Annotated in this window: 14 protein-coding genes and 1 tRNA gene; 11 read left to right on the top strand and 4 right to left on the bottom strand. The window is 67.2% G+C overall.

Translation table 11 applies throughout. The features are described 5' to 3' along the window. Positions 1-119: 119 nt before the first annotated feature. Genes AC1ROX_RS22795 through AC1ROX_RS22775 form a run of 5 tightly spaced genes read left to right on the top strand, consistent with a single transcriptional unit; the run spans position 120 to position 5,427 of the window. Positions 120-1,655, top strand: coding sequence for an ABC transporter substrate-binding protein (locus tag AC1ROX_RS22795; protein WP_493129423.1), 1,536 nt, complete (start codon positions 120-122; stop codon positions 1,653-1,655). 38 nt (positions 1,656-1,693) lie between these two features. Further along, on the top strand, positions 1,694-2,647 hold the full coding sequence (locus tag AC1ROX_RS22790; RefSeq protein WP_493129421.1) for an ABC transporter permease: 954 nt from the start codon (positions 1,694-1,696) through the stop codon (positions 2,645-2,647). Beyond that, positions 2,628-3,491, top strand: a complete 864-nt coding sequence (locus AC1ROX_RS22785) for an ABC transporter permease (protein ID WP_493129419.1) — start codon at positions 2,628-2,630, stop codon at positions 3,489-3,491. Before AC1ROX_RS22790 ends, AC1ROX_RS22785 begins: the two co-directional genes overlap by 20 nt. After that, entirely contained in the window at positions 3,488-4,471 is a 984-nt protein-coding gene (locus tag AC1ROX_RS22780) for an ABC transporter ATP-binding protein (protein ID WP_493129417.1), read from the top strand. The genes AC1ROX_RS22785 and AC1ROX_RS22780 overlap by 4 nt, the downstream gene beginning before the upstream one ends. Beyond that, entirely contained in the window at positions 4,468-5,427 is a 960-nt protein-coding gene (locus AC1ROX_RS22775; RefSeq protein ID WP_493129415.1) for an ABC transporter ATP-binding protein, read from the top strand. Before AC1ROX_RS22780 ends, AC1ROX_RS22775 begins: the two co-directional genes overlap by 4 nt. 118 nt (positions 5,428-5,545) lie before the next feature. Here AC1ROX_RS22775 and AC1ROX_RS22770 read toward each other — a convergent pair whose 3' ends face one another. Both AC1ROX_RS22770 and AC1ROX_RS22765 read right to left on the bottom strand, forming a co-directional pair. Beyond that, positions 5,546-6,259 carry an adenylate/guanylate cyclase domain-containing protein gene (locus AC1ROX_RS22770; protein ID WP_493129734.1) on the bottom strand — a complete coding sequence of 238 codons (714 nt, stop codon included), beginning with the start codon at positions 6,257-6,259 and terminating at the stop codon, positions 5,546-5,548. Positions 6,260-6,559: 300 nt separating this feature from the next. Then, positions 6,560-6,636: transfer RNA gene (locus tag AC1ROX_RS22765), tRNA-Pro, on the bottom strand. Positions 6,637-6,753: 117 nt separating this feature from the next. Between AC1ROX_RS22765 and AC1ROX_RS22760 the strand changes: the two genes are divergently transcribed. After that, positions 6,754-7,578 (top strand): aspartate dehydrogenase, encoded by an 825-nt coding sequence (locus AC1ROX_RS22760; RefSeq protein WP_493129413.1) that lies wholly within the window; start codon positions 6,754-6,756, stop codon positions 7,576-7,578. A 3-nt stretch (positions 7,579-7,581) separates the two neighbouring features. On the opposite strand, the gene AC1ROX_RS22755 is transcribed toward AC1ROX_RS22760, so the two are convergent. Then, positions 7,582-8,172, bottom strand: coding sequence for a Spy/CpxP family protein refolding chaperone (locus tag AC1ROX_RS22755; RefSeq protein WP_493129411.1), 591 nt, complete (start codon positions 8,170-8,172; stop codon positions 7,582-7,584). A gap of 75 nt (positions 8,173-8,247) precedes the next feature. Beyond that, positions 8,248-9,786: a glycerol-3-phosphate dehydrogenase gene (gene glpD, locus AC1ROX_RS22750; RefSeq protein WP_493129409.1), complete on the bottom strand. Its 1,539-nt coding sequence runs from the start codon at positions 9,784-9,786 to the stop codon at positions 8,248-8,250. A 440-nt stretch (positions 9,787-10,226) separates the two neighbouring features. Between glpD and AC1ROX_RS22745 the strand changes: the two genes are divergently transcribed. Genes AC1ROX_RS22745 through AC1ROX_RS22725 form a run of 5 tightly spaced genes read left to right on the top strand, consistent with a single transcriptional unit; the run spans position 10,227 to position 17,220 of the window. Then, entirely contained in the window at positions 10,227-11,129 is a 903-nt protein-coding gene (locus tag AC1ROX_RS22745; protein WP_493129407.1) for a glycine--tRNA ligase subunit alpha, read from the top strand. A gap of 1 nt (position 11,130) precedes the next feature. Then, positions 11,131-13,182: a glycine--tRNA ligase subunit beta gene (gene glyS, locus AC1ROX_RS22740; protein ID WP_493129405.1), complete on the top strand. Its 2,052-nt coding sequence runs from the start codon at positions 11,131-11,133 to the stop codon at positions 13,180-13,182. 2 nt (positions 13,183-13,184) lie between these two features. After that, positions 13,185-15,860, top strand: coding sequence for a pyruvate, phosphate dikinase (gene ppdK, locus AC1ROX_RS22735; RefSeq protein WP_493129404.1), 2,676 nt, complete (start codon positions 13,185-13,187; stop codon positions 15,858-15,860). After that, positions 15,857-16,789 (top strand): ArgK/MeaB family GTPase, encoded by a 933-nt coding sequence (locus tag AC1ROX_RS22730; RefSeq protein WP_493129402.1) that lies wholly within the window; start codon positions 15,857-15,859, stop codon positions 16,787-16,789. The genes ppdK and AC1ROX_RS22730 overlap by 4 nt, the downstream gene beginning before the upstream one ends. Then, a complete protein-coding gene (locus AC1ROX_RS22725) occupies positions 16,789-17,220 on the top strand; it encodes an HIT family protein (protein ID WP_493129400.1) in 432 nt (143 codons plus the stop codon). The genes AC1ROX_RS22730 and AC1ROX_RS22725 overlap by 1 nt, the downstream gene beginning before the upstream one ends. The last annotated feature ends 5 nt before the right edge of the window (positions 17,221-17,225 follow it).

Genomic DNA, 17,225 nt, shown 5'->3' with positions numbered 1-17,225 from the left:
CATGTAGCGTGCGGCACCTCAGAGCCTCCGCAATCCTCTAGGCTCGCGGCGACCATCGCGTTATCTTCCCGTCCATAGAGTTGATGCCGGTCTACGGCGCGATCCATGGGAGGGGCCTGATGGCACTGTTTTCTCGCAGATTTGGTCTGGCGGCGGCGCTGGTCGCGGCTTTCGCGGCGCCTTCCTTTGCCCAGGCGCCTGCACCGGCGCCCGTGCGCGGCGGCGCGCTGACGATCGGCGTCGAGAGCGATTTCGAAGGCTTCGATCCGGTCCGCGCCGGCGTCTATTCAAACTCGACGGTGACGGCGGCCTCGCTGTTCTACGAGACGCTGATGCGGCTCGACGACAAGGGCAACCTGCTGCCGGCGCTGGCCCTGTCCATGACCCCCAATGAGGATGGCAGCGTCTGGACGGCCAAGATCCGACCGAACGTGAAATGGCACGACGGCACGCCGTTCACCGCCCAGAACGTGGCCGACCATTTCAACCGGCTGATCGATCCGGCCAACCGCTTCGCCGGCCGCGCCTATCTCGCCATCGACAAGGTCGAGGTGCCGGACGAGCTGACGGCGGTGTTCAAGATGCGCGGGCCCAACGCGGCGCTGCCCCGGACCCTGGCGCAGCCCACCGTCACCACGCTGATCATCCCGGTGAAGCTGGCCCAGGAGAAGGGTGCCGACTACAACCGCAATCCCGTCGGCACCGGCCCCTTCGTGTTCAAGGAATGGCGCGCCGCCGACCGTCTGGTCGCCGAACGCAACCCCGACTACTGGGACAAGGACAAGCCCTATCTCGACCGCGTGACCGTGCGGCCGCTGCCGGATTCCGACGCCCGCTACGCCAGCCTCGTGAAGGGCGATGTCCAGGTGATCTGGGAAGACCGCGCCGAGAACATCATGAAGGCCAAGAAGGACAGGAACCTGCGGGTCCTGACCTGGGTGGGCAGCGGTGCGCTGGTCACGCCGCTCAACACCCAGCGCGAGCCGCTGAACGACAAGCGCGTTCGCCAGGCTGTCTCGATGGCGCTGAACCGCAAGGCCAACGCCCAGGTGCTGACCCAGGGCCTGCGTCCCGTCCATGACGACCCGTACGGGCCGAACTCGGGCATCGAGTGCAAGGACACCGGCGCGCTGAAGTACGATCCCGAGGCCGCCCGCAAGCTGATCGCCGACTACGGCAAGCCGGTGAAGATGACCATGACGGTCACCGCCACGCCGCGCGGCCGCGAGAATGCGCAGGTCTTCCAGGCCGACATGAAGAAGGCCGGCATCGACATCGAGATCAAGCCGGTCGACCAGACCCAGCTCGTGAAGGAGACGCTGTCGCGCGACTTCCAGATCACCGGCTGGCGCATCATCGACCTGGCCGACGTCGATCCGCAGATGTTCGCCAACTTCCATTCCAAGAGCCCGATCAACTTCTCTGGCTACAACAACGAGGAAGTCGACAAGCTGTTGCTGATCGGCCGTACCAGCCTCGACGAGAACAAGCGCAAGCAGGCTTATTGCGACCTGATCAAGATCCTGAACGATGATGCGGTGTGGCTGTGGACCGGCAGCAACATCGACTTCGCCATCACCCGCGCCAACGTGCACGGCATTCCGGGGCTGCGCGGCGGCGCCGTGCAGGTCGAGGGCGCCTGGCTCACGAAGTAACGACGGGTGCAGAGTAGGGTAGCGTAGGGCGTCGCGCGATGCCGTGGATCTTGCGCCAGTTGGTGCGGCTGGTGGTGGTGCTGTTCTGCGTCACCCTGCTGACCTTCTTCATCGTGAACATCCTGCCGGGCGACGTGGCGATCGTGATCCTGGGATCGCTCGCCACGCCGCAGGACATTGCCGGCCTGCGCGCCGATCTCGGCCTCGATCGGCCGATGCTGGTGCGTTACTTCGACTGGCTGGGCTCGGCGCTGTCGGGCGATCTCGGCCGTTCCTACCGCAACGGCGAGCCGGTGGTGCAGGCGATCGTCGACCGGCTGCCGGTGTCGCTGCAGCTCATGGTGATGGCCCAGCTCATCGCGCTGGGCATCGCGATCCCGGTGGCGTTGCTCTCGGTGCGGCGGCCGGGCGGCATCTTCGATCGCATTTCCGCCTCGGCCGCCTTCGGTTTCCTCGCGATGCCCAACTTCATGCTGGGCATCGTGCTGATCTACCTCTTTTCGGTGAGCTTCGACCTGCTGCCGGCGACCGGCTTCGCGCCGATGTCGGAAGGCCTGTGGGAGAACATCGAATCGATGATCCTGCCGTCGCTGACCCTGGGCCTGATCGAATGGACGGTGCTGATGCGCGTGCTGCGCTCGGACCTGCTGACCACGCTCAAGGAGGACTTCATCCTGCTGGCGCGCGCCAAGGGGCTGCCGCCGTGGCGGGTGCTGCTGCAGCATGCGCTGCGCCCCTCGTCGTTCACCCTGATCACCATCCTGGGCCTCAATATCGGCGGGCTGATCGGCGGCGCGGTGATCGTCGAGCAGATCTTCGCCCTGCCGGGTGTCGGCCGGCTGCTGCTGGGGGGCATCTTCAACCGTGACCTGATCCTCGTGCAGGGCACCGTGGCCTTCATCGCGGTGGGCTTCGTGGTCATCAACTTCCTGGTCGACATGCTCTACGCCGTGCTCGATCCAAGGGTTCGCCATGTCCGCTTCCGCAGCTAAGGGCGCGGTCATCGCCGCGACGCGGCCGCGGCGCCGCTGGCACTGGGCGCTCGCTTTGCCGCTGGCCTGGCTGCTGCTGGTCGTCTTCCTGGCGATCACAGCCGACTGGATCGGCCTGCCCGATCCGTCGGCGCAGGAGCTGATCCTGCGCCGCAAGCCGCCGTCGGCCGAATTCCTGCTGGGCACCGACAATCTCGGGCGCGACATGCTCTCGCGCATCATCTACGGCGCCCGGACCTCGCTGATCGTCGGCATCTGCGCGCCGTTCCTCGGCTTCCTGGTGGGCGGCGCGATCGGCATGAGCGCGGGCTATTTCCGCGGCAAGGTCGACCTGCTGGCGGTCGGCTTCATCGACATCCTGCTGGCCTTCCCGTCGCTGGTGCTGGCGCTCACCTTCACCGCCTATCTCGGGCAGAGCCTGTTCAACGTCACCCTGGCGCTGGGCATCCTGTCGATCCCGGCGGCGGCGCGCGTGTCGCGGGCGAACACCTTGGCCTGGGCCAACCGCGACTTCGTGCTGGCCGCCCGCACCATCGGCGCCAGCAACTGGCGCATCCTGACGCGCGAGATCCTGCCCAACCTGCTGCCGCCCATGTTCGCCTTCTGGCTGGTGGCGATCAGCGTGATCATCGTGGCCGAGGGCGCGCTCTCCTTCCTCGGCCTCGGCATCCCGGCGCCGCAGCCGAGCTGGGGCGGCATGATCGCCGACGGCCGCGAGGCGCTCGATGTGGCGCCGCACACGGCGCTGATTCCGGCCGCGGTGATGTTCGCCACCGTCCTGTCGCTCAACTTCGTGGGCGACATGGTGCGCAACATGGTCGATCCACGCAGGTCCGCGCTGTGACCGGCGCACCACTCTTGTCGGTGCGCGACGCGCAGGTGAGCTTCTCCACCGCGCGGGGGCCATTGCGCGCCGTCGACGGCGTCTCGTTCGACCTGCACGCGGGCCGGACGCTCGGCATCGTGGGAGAATCCGGGTCGGGCAAATCGGTCCTCGTACGCTCGCTGATCGGCCTGGTGGGCGAGAGCTCGGGCGCCCAGGTGGCGGGGCAGGTGCTGTTCGAGGGCCGCGATCTTCGCGCGCTGTCGCCCAAGGAGTTCCGGACCGTGCTGGGCAGCGAGATCGGCATCGTCTTCCAGGACCCGATGACCTCGCTCAATCCGGTGATGAATATCGGCCGCCAGATCGGCGAGGGGCTGCGCCTCAACCGCGGGCTCGATTCCAGGGCTGCGGCCCGCCGCGCCGTCGAGCTTTTAGGCGAGGTCGGTATCCCCGAGGCGGAGCGCCGCGCGGCTCAGTATCCACATGAGCTATCGGGCGGCATGCGCCAGAGGGTGGCCATCGCCATTGCCATCGCCTGTGCGCCCAAGCTGCTGATCGCCGACGAGCCGACCACGGCGCTCGACGTCACCGTGCAGCGCCAGATCCTTGACCTGCTGCAGCGCGAGCAGCGCCAGCGCGGCATGGCGATGATCCTGATTACTCACGATCTCGGCGTGGCCGCTGGTCGCGCCGACGACATCATGGTGATGTATGCCGGCCGCGCCGTGGAGGCAGCGGCGACGCGCGAGATCTTCCACTCGCCGCGCATGCCCTACACCGAGGCGCTGCTGCGCTCGCTGCCGCGCCTCACCGATCCCACGCACACGCGCCTCAGCGCCATTCCCGGCCGGCCGCCCGACCTCGCACGGCGCAGCGGCGGCTGCTCCTTCGCGCCGCGCTGCCTCTACCGTACGGAACGGTGCGACGAGCAGCAGCCGGCCCTGACCTGGGAAGCCGCGCGCGGCTATGCCTGCTTCCACCCGCGAGGAGTGGGCGTGTGAGCGATCTCCTCGCCATCCAGAACCTCGTGGTCGAATACCCGGTCGGCGGTGGCCGTCACGTCCATGCCGTGAGCGACGTCACGCTCACAGTGAAGCAAGGCGAGACGCTGGGCCTCGTGGGCGAATCCGGCTCCGGCAAATCCTCGCTGGCGCGCGCGCTGCTGCAACTACCGCCGCCCAAGGCCGGCGCCGTCCTGTTCGACGGGCAGGACCTGACGCGGATGCGCGGCCAGGCGCTGCGCGCGGTGCGTCCGCGCCTGCAGATGATCTTCCAGGACCCGATCGCCTCGCTCAATCCGCGCCGCAAGGTCTCCGAGATCATCGCCGAGCCGCTGGTCGTGTCGGGCGTGTCCGATGCCGCCGAGCGCACCCGCCGCGTGCGCGCCGTCATGGAGGCGGTCGGCCTCGATCCCGACCTCGTGTGGAACCGCAGGCCGCACGAATTCTCCGGCGGCCAATGCCAGCGCATCGCCATCGCGCGTGCCCTCGTGCTCGAGCCTAGCCTGATCGTGTGCGACGAACCGGTCTCGGCGCTCGACGTCTCGATCCGGGCGCAGATCGTCAATCTGCTCGAGGACATGAAGGCGCGCTTCGGCCTGACGCTCCTGTTCATCGCCCACGATCTCGCGGTGGTGAAGTCGGTGTCGGACCGGGTGGCGGTCATGTATCTCGGCCGGCTCTGCGAGGTCGCGGATTCCGCTTCGCTGTTCGCCACGCCGGCGCATCCCTACACGGCCGCCCTCATGGCCGCGATCCCGGTGCCCGATCCCGACATCCCGCTGGGAGATACGAAGCTGAAGCCGGGCGACCCGCCGTCGCCCCTCGACCCGCCCTCGGGCTGCCGCTTCCGCACCCGCTGCCCGCACGCCCAGCCACGCTGCACGGACGAAGTGCCGCCGCTGCGCGCGATCGCGCCGAGCCGTGAGGTCGCCTGCCACTTTCCTCTGACCGGCTGAACGAAACGGGCATCCGACCCGCGCTCCGGCGACATCGTCGAAGTCGCACAAACGAAATAAACGAAATATACGAAACAAACGAAACGAAAACCCCCCGGGCAGCGATTCCCGGGGTTTTCTAGCCGGCTTCAGCGGCCGCCGGAGCGGCATACAGCCGGACCGGAGCGTCGAACCCCTTCAGTTGGTAGTCTCGCGCGGTGCTTCCCGAGAGGTCGCACCTTGCTCGCTCATACACGGCCTCCGTAACCAGTATCTGGCCGGCCGTGGCGGCCGACTGGGCTCGTGCGGCCGTGTTGACCACCGTCCCGATGGCCGTGATGTCGCGATGGGCGTGGCCGAATTCTCCGAAGGTTATTTCACCGCAGTGAATGCCAACCGTCACGCCGACTGCGCGCGTGGTATCGCCGCCGAGACGATCGACGAACGCCCTTCGCACCGCTTCGAAGCGGTTCTGGATCTCGCGGGCGGCGAGCAAGGCCTGCGTCGTGTGGTCGGTGTTCCTGATCGGGAAATTGAAGACGGCCATCACGGCGTCGCCGATCGTCTTGTTGAGCAAGCCGTCGAAGTGCCAGATCGCGCTGGCGCATTCGTCGTAGAATGAATCGAGCAGGTCACCCATGTCGGCGGACGACAGGGATTGAGACAGCCTCGTGTAGCCGCTGAGGTCTGCAAACAGGATCGTGGCGTCCGTCTTCACATTGCGAGCCTTCATGACCTTCGTGAACATGAGCTCGCAGATCGTGCAGACATTCGGGTTCATGCGGCTCGGCCGGACTCCGAAGGCACGGAACGGTGCCGACAACACGCCGCGCAACGGGATGGGCACGTGCATCTGCTGCCAGCATCCCTTGCAGATCGTCGACTTGGTCCAGGTCGAGTCCGTCATCGCACTTCCCTTCGCCTTCGACACCGCAGCGTGGGAGTTCAGTTACGACAACACCGTGTTCGCCTTCGAGCGAACTCGTCAACGTCCCTCCATTGTGGGCGTCGTGCAGGGCCACAGGCAATAGGGATGCGAGCACGCCGGTTGGCCGTGCTGCCCCGGCGAAAATCGTTGGTTTCCAAAAGAAACGTGCCGCGTCACCATCTCTGATGACGCGGCACTCTCGTCGCGAAAGCCCTTGGGCTTTATTGGTCGGAGCGAGAGGATTCGAACCTCCGGCCCCTAGCTCCCGAAGCTAGTGCTCTACCAGGCTGAGCTACGCTCCGTCAGGTGTACGGACTCCGGCCCGCGATGAGGCGGGGGTTATAGCCGCGACCCCCCGCGGTCGCAAGGGCCGCGGCGGCCCGCTATAGTCGCCGCGAAATCGGCTCCCCGGGGGACAAATGGCAAAGGAAAAACGGCTGAAAATCGCGCTCATCGGCTATGGCGCCATCAGCCAGATGCTGTTCGACGTGTTTCGCGAGAAGAAGCCGCCCATCGATATCGTGGGTGTTCTGGTGCGGAAGGGCCGGGTCGTGGCCACCCAGAAGAAGCTCGGCAAGAAGGCCGCGGTTGTCGACAATCTCAAGGAATTGCTGAAGCTCAAGCCCGACGTCGTGGTCGAGGCGGCGAGCCAGCAGGCGGTGCGCGACTGGGGCGAGACCATCCTGAAGAAGGGCTTCGACTTCATGGTGATCGCGACCGGCGCCTACGGCGACCCGGCGCTATGGGAGAAGCACCTGAAGGCGGCCAAGAAGGGCGGCTCTCGCCTGCGCCTGCCGTCGGGCGCCATTGCCGGCCTGGACGGGCTGCTCGCCATGCGGCTGGGCACGCTGGAGAAGGTGAAATACATCTCGATCAAGCCGCCGCATGCCTGGACTGGTACCCCGGCCGAGACCGAGTTCGACCTGCCGTCGATCAAGGAACCGACGGTGATCTTCCGCGGCAAGCCCGCCGATGCCGGCCGGCTCTACCCGAAGAACGCCAATCTGGCGGTGACGGTGGCGCTGTGCGGCGCGGGGCTCGACAAGACGGAGATCGAGCTGGTGGCCGATCCGACCCTGCCGCCCGGCACCAATGCCAGCAAGCTGGAAGTCGTGGCCGATTCGGGCGAGCTGAAGCTGGAGCGACTGGGCCGCGCCATGCCGGACAATCCCAAGACCGGCGTGCTGACGGCGCTCACCATGGCGGACGACCTGTTGAAGATCGTCCGCCACAGCGACTGGTAGGATTTAGCGCGGGCCCGGCCGGCCCATCTCGTGGCCCCTATGGCCCCAGCGGGCCATGCGCGGCCGGTCGAGGATGGCCTTCTGGTCGGCCGTCAGGACGCCGACCAGGGCGGTCAGCGAGGGCTTCACCGCCTCGATCGTGGCGATGCGCGCCTTCATCATGTCCTCTTCCATCGTGAGGCGCTCGACGAGGCCGGGCCGCTCCTTCACCTCGGTCGGCAGGGTCTGGCAGCGCGCCATCGACTTGGCGCTGGCCTCGTCGGCCGCCTTCTCGAAGGCGTTCCAGGCCGTCATCTGCTCGGGCTTCAGCTCAAGCTTGGCCTTGATGTAGGCGCGGTCGCCGATGCGGCGGGCGACCATGTCGATGCAGACGGCCTTGGGCGAGAAGCTGCGCTCGACGGCGCGGTCGCCCCGTTCGCCGCGGGCACGCTCGCCGCGCGGGCCGGGAGGCGGCGGCGGGGCCGGCGGGGTCGCCTGCGCCAGCTCGATCGTGTCGTCGCCAGCGAAGAAATCAAAGGCAGAGGCAGGGGTAGCGAAGGCAAAGCCGGCCGCCAGGACGAGGGCGGACGGCAGGAGCAGGGAGCGGATCGACATCGGAACCTCACCGTGAATGGGCTGTTCCTGACTTACGAGCGCAGGCCGTCCGACGTGCCCGGTCCCAAGGTTAAGTTATGTAAAGTTCGGCCGCTGCTCTTCCAGCCAGACGGCGAAGGCCTCGCGTTCGCCCGGCGTCATGTGCAGGCCTTCCTTGGTCCGCCGCCAGAGAATGTCTTCGGCCTCGACCGCCCATTCGTCGCGGACCAGGTGCCGGACCTCGACCTCGTAGAGGGCGCCGCCGAAATGCCGGCCGAGATCGGCCACGGTCTTCACATTTTCCAGTAGATCCTCGAGGCCCGACCCGTGGCGGCGGGCCAGGATGCGCACGAGGTCCTTCGGGAGCGCGGGTGTGTTGGCCGCGGCGCCGTCCACGAAATTGTCGAAGGCCTGCTCGAAGGTCGGGGCGTCGGCCATCTCCCCGTCGTAGACGGCGCGGCTGTCGGTCCACGGACCGCCCATGCGCGGGAAATAGGGCTCCAGGTCGCGCAGAGCATGCTCGGCCAGCCGGCGATAGGTCGTGATCTTGCCGCCGAACACCGAGAGGATCGGTGCCTTCTGCTGCGGGGCGCCGTCGACCTCGAGGTGGTAGTCGCGCGTCACCTTCGAGGGATTGTCGTCGCCGTCGTCGAACAGGGGGCGGACGCCGGAATAGGTCCAGACCACATCCTCGGGCCGTACCGCCTTGGCCATGTAGTGGCTAGCGAGGTCGCAGAGATAAGAGATTTCCTCGGGCGAGCAGACGGGATGCTCGCCGTCCTCGACCGCGATGTCGGTCGTGCCGATCAGCGAGAATTCGCGCTCGTAGGGAATCACGAAGACGATGCGGTTGTCGCTGTTCTGCAGGATGAAGGCGTGGTCGCCCTCGTGCAGGCGCGGCACGATGATGTGGCTGCCCTTCACCAGGCGCACGCGCTTGGGCGTCCTGACCTCGGTTTCCTCGTCGAGGAAGCGCTTCACCCATGGGCCGGCGGCGTTCACCAGCCCACGTGCCTGCAGATGGACGGGCGCGCCGCCGGGGCCGGCCAGCTCGATGTTCCACAGCTTGCCGTCGGCGCTTCGACGGGCCGAGACGCAGCGGTGGCGGGCATAGATCTTCGCCCCCATCTCGCGCGCCGACTTGAGGTTGGAGATCACCAGCCGGGCATCGTCGACCCAGCCGTCGGAATAGACAAAACCCTTCTTGAAGCTGGACTTGAGGCCGACGCCGAACTTCGACGTGGGCAGATCGACCGAGATCGACTTCGGCAGAGTCATGTGCCAGTCGAGATGATCGTAGAGAAACAGACCCAGCCGCAGCATCCAGCGCGGCCGCAGGTGCGGCTCGTGCGGCAGGACGAAACGCATCGGCCAGGAGAGGTGCGGCGCCTTGGCCAGCAACACTTCGCGCTCCTGCAGCGCCTCACGCACCAGGCGGAATTCGTAGGTTTCCAGGTAGCGCAGGCCGCCATGGATCAGCTTCGACGCCTTGGAGGAGGTGGCGCTGGCGAAATCGTTCATTTCGCAGAGGCCGACCTTGAGCGCCCGTCCCGCCGCGTCGCAGGCGATGCCTGCGCCATTGATGCCGCCGCCGACCACGAACAGGTCGAGCGGCCGATCCTCCGGTCCATTCATGGGCTACCTATAGCCCGCTTGACCGGGTTTCGCAGGAACCGCAAAAGGCCGCATGGGATTCCTGCTCAAGATCGCGCTGTTCGGGCTCGCCGTTTACGGTGCGTGGCGGACTTTCAGGCACTGGAAGGGCCTTTTCGACCGATTCACGGGGAATGCGGACCTGCCGCGCCAGACTCCGCCGCCGCCTCCGGCTGCGCCGCCCCAACCGCCGCCGTCGGCGCGCAGGCCGGCCGTGATCGAGGATACGGTCCAGTGCGCCGGTTGTGGTGCCTATATTTCGACCGCTGCCGAAAAATGCGGCCAATGCGGCCGTCCGAGGCAATAAGGCCGTAGCCCACCGGCAGCCTTGACCGGGTGGGGGGTGGAACCTATTTTGCCGCACCGCAATAACGGCCTTAAGTTGCGGAAATACAAGGCCTTTAGAGCTTCGGGGAATCTTGGTGTCGAACTCCTCAGCAGCACGCGCCAAGCCGACGTGCTTCCAGGAACTCATTCTTACCCTGCAGGACTATTGGGCAGCGCAGGGCTGCCTGATCCTCCAGCCGTTCGACATGGAGATGGGCGCCGGTACCTTCCACACCGCGACCACCTTGCGCGCGCTGGGGCCGAAGCCCTGGTACGCGGCCTATGTGCAGCCGTCGCGGCGGCCGACCGACGGGCGCTACGGCAATAACCCGAACCGGCTGCAGCATTATTACCAGTTCCAGGCGATCCTGAAGCCGTCGCCGCCCGACATCCTCGAACGCTACTTGGGCTCGCTGCAGGCGATCGGCATCGACACGACCTTGCACGACATCCGCTTCGTCGAGGACGACTGGGAGAGCCCGACGCTCGGCGCCTGGGGCCTGGGCTGGGAAGTCTGGTGCGACGGCATGGAGATCACGCAGTTCACCTACTTCCAGCAGGTGGGCGGCATCGAGGTCGACTTGGTCGCGGGCGAGATCACCTACGGGCTCGAGCGGCTGGCCATGTACCTGTTCGACAAGAAAACCGTCTACGAGCTGCCCTACAATCGCGCCGACTCCGACGTGCCGCTGACCTACGGCGACGTCTTCCTGCAGAACGAGCAGGAGCAGTCGGCCTACAATTTCGAGCATGCCGACACCGAGATGCTGTTCCGCCACTTCGCCGACGCCGAGAAGGAATGCGGCCGGCTGGTCGAGAAGAAGCTGCCGCTGCCGGCCTACGAGCAGTGCATCAAGGCCAGCCATTCGTTCAACCTGCTCGACGCGCGCGGCGTGATCAGCGTCACCGAGCGGCAGAGCTACATCCTGCGCGTCCGCAACCTCGCCAAGGCCTGCTGCGAGACGTGGCTGGCGACGCAGACGAAGAAGGTTGCCTGAGATGGCCGAGCTTCTTCTCGAGATCCTGAGCGAAGAGATTCCGGCCCGCATGCAGGCGCGGGCGGCCGATGACCTGAAGCGGCTGGTCTGCGACGGGCTGAAGGGCGCCGGCATCGGTTTCGAGGCGGCGCGCGCCTATGTGACGCCGCGGCGGCTGGCGCTGGTGGTCGAGGGCATCCCCGCCGTGCGCGACGATGTCAGCGAGGAAAAGCGCGGGCCTCGCGTCGGTGCGCCCGACCAGGCGGTGCAGGGCTTCCTGAAGGGCGCGGGCCTGGCCTCGCTCGACCAGGCGGAGAAGCGCGATACCGGCAAGGGCGAGTTCTGGTTCGCCGTCATCACGAAGAAGGGCGGGCCGACTGCCGACGCCCTCCCGTCGGTGATCGATGCCGCGATGAAGGCGCTGCCCTGGCCCAAGTCGATGAAGTGGGGCAGCGGCACCATGCAATGGGTGCGCCCCTTGCAGGGCATCGTCGCGCTGTTCGACGGCAAGGTGCTGAAGGGCGAGGTCTCGCCCGGTGGCGCCATGGCGCCGGTCGCCTTCGGCGACACGACGCGCGGCCATCGTTTCCTGAGCGAGGGCGAGTTCGCGGTCACGGGCTTTGCTGACTACGAGGCGAAGCTGCGGGCCGCGCACGTGATCCTCGATCCGGCGGAGCGCCGGAAGATCATCCTCGAAGGCGCTCGTAAGCTCTGCAGCGAGGCCCAGGTCACGCTGCGCGACGATGAAGGCCTGCTCGATGAAGTGACCGGCCTCGTCGAATGGCCGGTGCCGCTGATCGGCACCATCGATGCGCAGTTCATGGACGTGCCGCCCGAAGTGCTGATCGTGTCGATGAAGGTGCATCTGCGCCACTTCACGACGACGAAGGCCGACGGCGCGCTGGCCAATCGTTTCATCGTGGTCGCCAACAACGTGGCGCGCGACGGCGGCAAGGTGATCGTCGAGGGCAACGAGCGCGTGCTGCGCGCGCGGCTGAGCGACGCCAAGTTCTTCTGGGACCAGGATCGCAAGACCACGCTGGAAAGCCGCCTGCCGCGACTGACGCAGATCGTGTTCCACGCCAAGCTCGGCACACAGGCCGAGCGGGTCGAGCGCATCGTCGCGCTGGCCGGCGAGATCGCCAAGGCTGTTCCCGGCGCCGATGCGGCTGCCGTCGAGCAGGCGGCGCGGCTCTGCAAGGCCGACCTCGTGACCGGCATGGTGGGCGAGTTCCCCGAACTGCAGGGCGTCATGGGTCGCTACTATGCGCTGGGCGAGAAACTGCCGGCGCCGGTCGCCGACGCGATCGGCGATCATTACACGCCGGCCGGCCCCAACGATCGCTGTCCCACCGCGCCCGTGTCGATCGCCGTCGCGCTGGCCGACAAGCTCGATGCGCTGACATCCTTCTGGGCGATCGGCGAGAAGCCCACCGGTTCGCGCGATCCCTTCGCGCTCCGTCGTGCCGCGCTCGGCGTCATCCGGATCGTGGTCGAGAACAAGCTCAGGCTGCCACTCAAGCCGTTCCTCAAGGCCGACGACCTGCTCGCCTTCTTCGCCGAGCGCCTCAAGGTGCAGATGCGCGAGAAGGGCGTGCGCCATGACGTGGTCGACGCCGTCGTCTCGCTGGGCGGCGAGGACGATCTCGTCCGGCTGTTGGCGCGGGTCGAGGCGCTGCAGGCCTTCCTCGGCACCGAGGCGGGCAAGAACCTGCTGACGGCTTACGGCCGCGCCGCCAATATCGTTCGCGCCGAGGAGAAGAAGGACAAGGGACTCGCGGCAAAGATCGCGGGTGCGCCCGATGCCGCACTGCTGGAACAAGCGGAAGAAAAAGCCGTTGCTTCCGCCTTGGAAGAGGTCGCGCGCACGGTGAAGCCGGCGCTGGCCGCCGAGGATTTCGCGGGGGCAATGGCTGCGTTCGCGGGCCTGCGCGGGCCGATCGACGCCTTGTTCGACAAGGTCACGGTCAACGTGACGGACAGGCCGGAGGTTCGCCTGAACAGGCTGAAGCTGCTCAACCAGATTCGCGCCACCATGGATACGGTGGCCGATTTTTCAAAGATCGAGGGCTAAGAATGGCCAAGTGGGTCTACAGTTTCGGGGATGGCAAGGCCGAGGGCCGCGCCGACATGCGCAACCTGCTGGGCGGCAAGGGCGCCAACTTGGCCGAGATGTCGAGCCTCGGCCTGCCGGTGCCGCCGGGCTTCACCATCTCCACCGAGGTCTGCACCTACTTCTACGACAACAAGAAGACCTATCCGCCCGAGCTGAAGGATGAGCTCGAAAAGGCGCTCGTCGAAGTCGAGAAGGTCGTCGGCATCCAGTTCGGCGACGCCGCCAATCCGCTGCTGGTCTCGGTCCGCTCGGGCGCCCGGGCCTCGATGCCGGGCATGATGGACACGGTGCTGAACCTTGGCCTCAACGACAAGACGGTGCTGGGTCTTGCCAAGTCGTCGGGCGACGAGCGATTCGCCTGGGACAGCTACCGCCGCTTCATCCAGATGTACTCCAACGTCGTGCTCGACGTCGGCCATCACTATTTCGAGGAAGCGCTGGAGATCAAGAAAGAGGATCTCGGCGTCTCGATGGACACCGACCTCAAGGCCGCCGACTGGCGGTCGGTCGTGGCCGAATACAAGAAGCTGGTCGAGAAGCGCACCGGCAAGCCCTTCCCGCAGGAGCCGCGGGAGCAGCTCTGGGGCGCCGTCGGCGCGGTGTTCGAATCCTGGATGAACCAGCGCGCGATCACCTACCGCCGCCTGCATTCGATCCCCGAGAGCTGGGGCACCGCGGTCAACGTCCAGGCCATGGTGTTCGGCAACATGGGCGAGGATTGCGCCACCGGCGTCGCCTTCACGCGCGACCCGTCGACCGGCACCAACCTGTTCTATGGCGAGTATCTCGTGAACGCCCAGGGCGAGGACGTGGTCGCGGGCATCCGCACGCCGCAGCATCTCACCGTGCAGGGCAAGCTCGCCCAGAAGTCCGACGCGCCGGCCATGGAAGAGGTCATGCCGGAAGTGTTCCAGCAGCTGGCCGACGTGCGGCAGCGGCTCGAGAAGCACTACAGCGACATGCAGGACATCGAGTTCACCGTGCAGCGCGGCAAGCTCTATATGCTGCAGACGCGCAACGGCAAGCGCACCGCCAAGGCCGCGCTGAAGATCGCGGTCGACATGGTGAAGGAAGGCCTGATCGACAAGCGCGAGGCCGTGGCGCGCATCGTGCCGGCATCGCTCGACCAGCTCCTGCATCCGACGCTCGATCCGAAGGCGGCCCGCAAGGTGATCGCCAAGGGCCTGCCGGCCTCGCCGGGCGCCGCTTCGGGCAAGGTCGTGTTCTCGGCCGACGATGCCGAGAAGCAGGCGCGGGCCGGCGAGAAGGTGATCCTGGTGCGTCGCGAGACCAGCCCCGAGGACATCCACGGCATGCATGCCGCGGAAGGCATCCTGACCTCGACCGGCGGCATGACCAGCCACGCCGCCGTGGTGGCGCGCGGCATGGGCAAGCCCTGCGTCGCGGGTGCGGGCGACGTGCGCATCGACGGCAAGGCCGGGACCCTCAGCGTGCGCGGCACGGTGGTGAAGACCGGCGAGACCATCACGCTCGACGGCAGCACCGGCGAGATCATCCTCGGTGTCGTGCCGACCGTGCAGCCCGAGCTCAGCGGCGACTTCTCCCAGCTGATGGAATGGGCCGACGAGTTCCGCAAGCTCGGCATCCGCACCAACGCCGAGACGCCGGCCGATGCCGCCCAGGCGCGCAAGTTCGGCGCCGAGGGCATCGGCCTCTGCCGCACCGAGCACATGTTCTTCGAGGGCGATCGCATCGTGGCCGTCCGCCAGATGATCCTGGCCGACGACGAGAAGAGCCGTCGCGCCGCCCTGGCCAAGATCCAGCCGATGCAGCGCCAGGACTTCGTCGAGCTGTTCGAGATCATGGCGGGTCTGCCTGTCACGATCCGCCTGCTCGACCCGCCGCTGCACGAGTTCCTGCCGAAGACGGCGGAGGAGATGGAGGTCGTGGCCAAGGACCTCGGCGTCGACGTGAAGGAGATCGAGGAGCGCGCCAACAAGCTGCATGAGTTCAATCCCATGCTCGGCCATCGCGGTGTGCGTCTCGGCATCTCCTATCCGGAGATCTACGAGATGCAGGCCCGCGCCATCTTCGAGGCCGTGGCGGAGGTCCAGAAGAAGGCCGGCAAGACCGTCGTGCCGGAGATCATGATCCCGCTCGTCGCGACGAAGAAGGAACTCGACCTGATGAAGGTGGTGATCGACCAGGTCGCCGAGGAAGTGAGCCAGACGGCTGACCAGACCCTCGAATATCTCGTCGGCACCATGATCGAGCTGCCGCGCGCGGCGCTGCGGGCCGGCGACATCGCGGAGACGGCGGAGTTCTTCTCCTTCGGCACCAACGACCTGACGCAGACCACCTTCGGCCTCAGCCGCGACGACTCGGCCTCGTTCCTGGAGAAGTACCAGCAGCGCGGCATCTTCGAGCACGACCCCTTCGCCTCGCTCGACATCGAGGGCGTGGGCGAACTGATCGAGATCGCGACCGAGCGCGGCCGCAAGGTGCGCAACAGCCTGAAGCTCGGCATCTGCGGCGAGCATGGCGGCGATCCGGCCTCGGTCTACTTCTGCCACAAGGCCGGGCTCGACTACGTCTCCTGCTCACCCTACCGCGTGCCGATCGCGCGGCTGGCGGCGGCGCAGGCGGCGCTGGGCGGTCCGCTCAAGACCGAATGACCCTGGCGGCGCTCCGCAACGACGGCAAGCGAGCGCTGGCCGCAGCACTTGCCGGCCTGGAGCGCGATCCCGAAAGCGAGGCCTCGCAGGCGCTGCTCGACGCGGCGTGGCGCGAGCCGCGGGCCCATGTCGTGGGCGTCACCGGCCCGCCCGGTGTCGGCAAATCCTCCCTCTGCGCGGCGCTGGTCGCGGCGTGGCGCCGGTCCGGCAAGACCGTCGGCGTGATCGCCGTCGATCCCTCGTCACGGACCAGCGGCGGCGCGCTGCTGGGCGACCGCGTGCGCATCGTCCATGATGGATCCGACGAAGGCAGCTTCGTGCGCTCGATGGCCGCCCGCGACCGGCTGGGCGGGCTGGCCGACCAGACGCTGGCGGCCATGATCGTCATGCGCGCGCTGTTCGACCGCGTGCTGATCGAGACGGTCGGCGTGGGCCAGTCCGAGACCGACGTGGCGGGTGTCGCGGATACGGTCGTCTTCTGCGTCCAGCCCGGCTCCGGCGATTCGCTGCAGTTCATGAAGGCGGGCATCGTCGAGATCCCGCACCTGGTCGTCGTCACCAAGGCCGATATGGGCGCCGCTGCCGAACGGGCGCGCGCCGATGTCGCGGGGGCGCTGTCGCTCGCCACCGCGGGCGATGCCGGCGACTGGCCGGTGAAGGCGCTGGCCGTTTCCTCCCGCGGCGGAACGGGCATCGACGGCCTCGTCGCGGCGCTCGATGCGCATCGGCAGCACTTGGCGGGCGACGGCCGGCTGGCGGTGGCGCGTCATCGCCAGAGCGAGGGCTGGGTCGTCCAATCGCTGCGCGACCGGTTCGGCCGCGACGGGATTGCAAGGCTTGGCCGGCTGGGTTTGGATCCGGCGCTGGCGCCCGGCGCTCAGCCCTTCCAGCGGCTTCGTGAGCTGGCCACTGCATTGGAGAGACCGTGATGACCCATCCGACCGACGGAAGCTGCATCTTCTGCAAGATCGTCGCGGGCCAGATCCCGTGCTTCAAGCTGGTCGAGGACGAGGCGACCATCGCCTTCATGGACATCAACCCGGTCAATCCCGGCCATGCGCTGGCCGTCGCCAAGGGCCATTGGCCGACCATCGACGTCATTCCGCCCGAGGTTCTGGGCGCCGTGGCGAAGACCGCCCAGCGCGTGGCCAAGGCCGCGATCGGCGAGCTGAAGCCCGCCGGCGTCAATCTCCTGCAGGCCAACGGCGAAGGGGCGGGGCAGAGCGTGCCGCACCTCCACATCCACGTCCTGCCGCGTTATCCGGGCGACGGCGTGAAGCTCAACTGGGAGTACCGGCCCGGCGACAAGGCCGAGATCGAGGCGATCTACAAGAAACTGAAGGCCGCGCTCGCCCCTTGAGCCGC

The sequence above is a fragment of the Reyranella sp. GW821-FHT14A01 genome (assembly GCF_058803965.1).
This window is presented reverse-complemented; position numbering and strand designations above follow the sequence as displayed.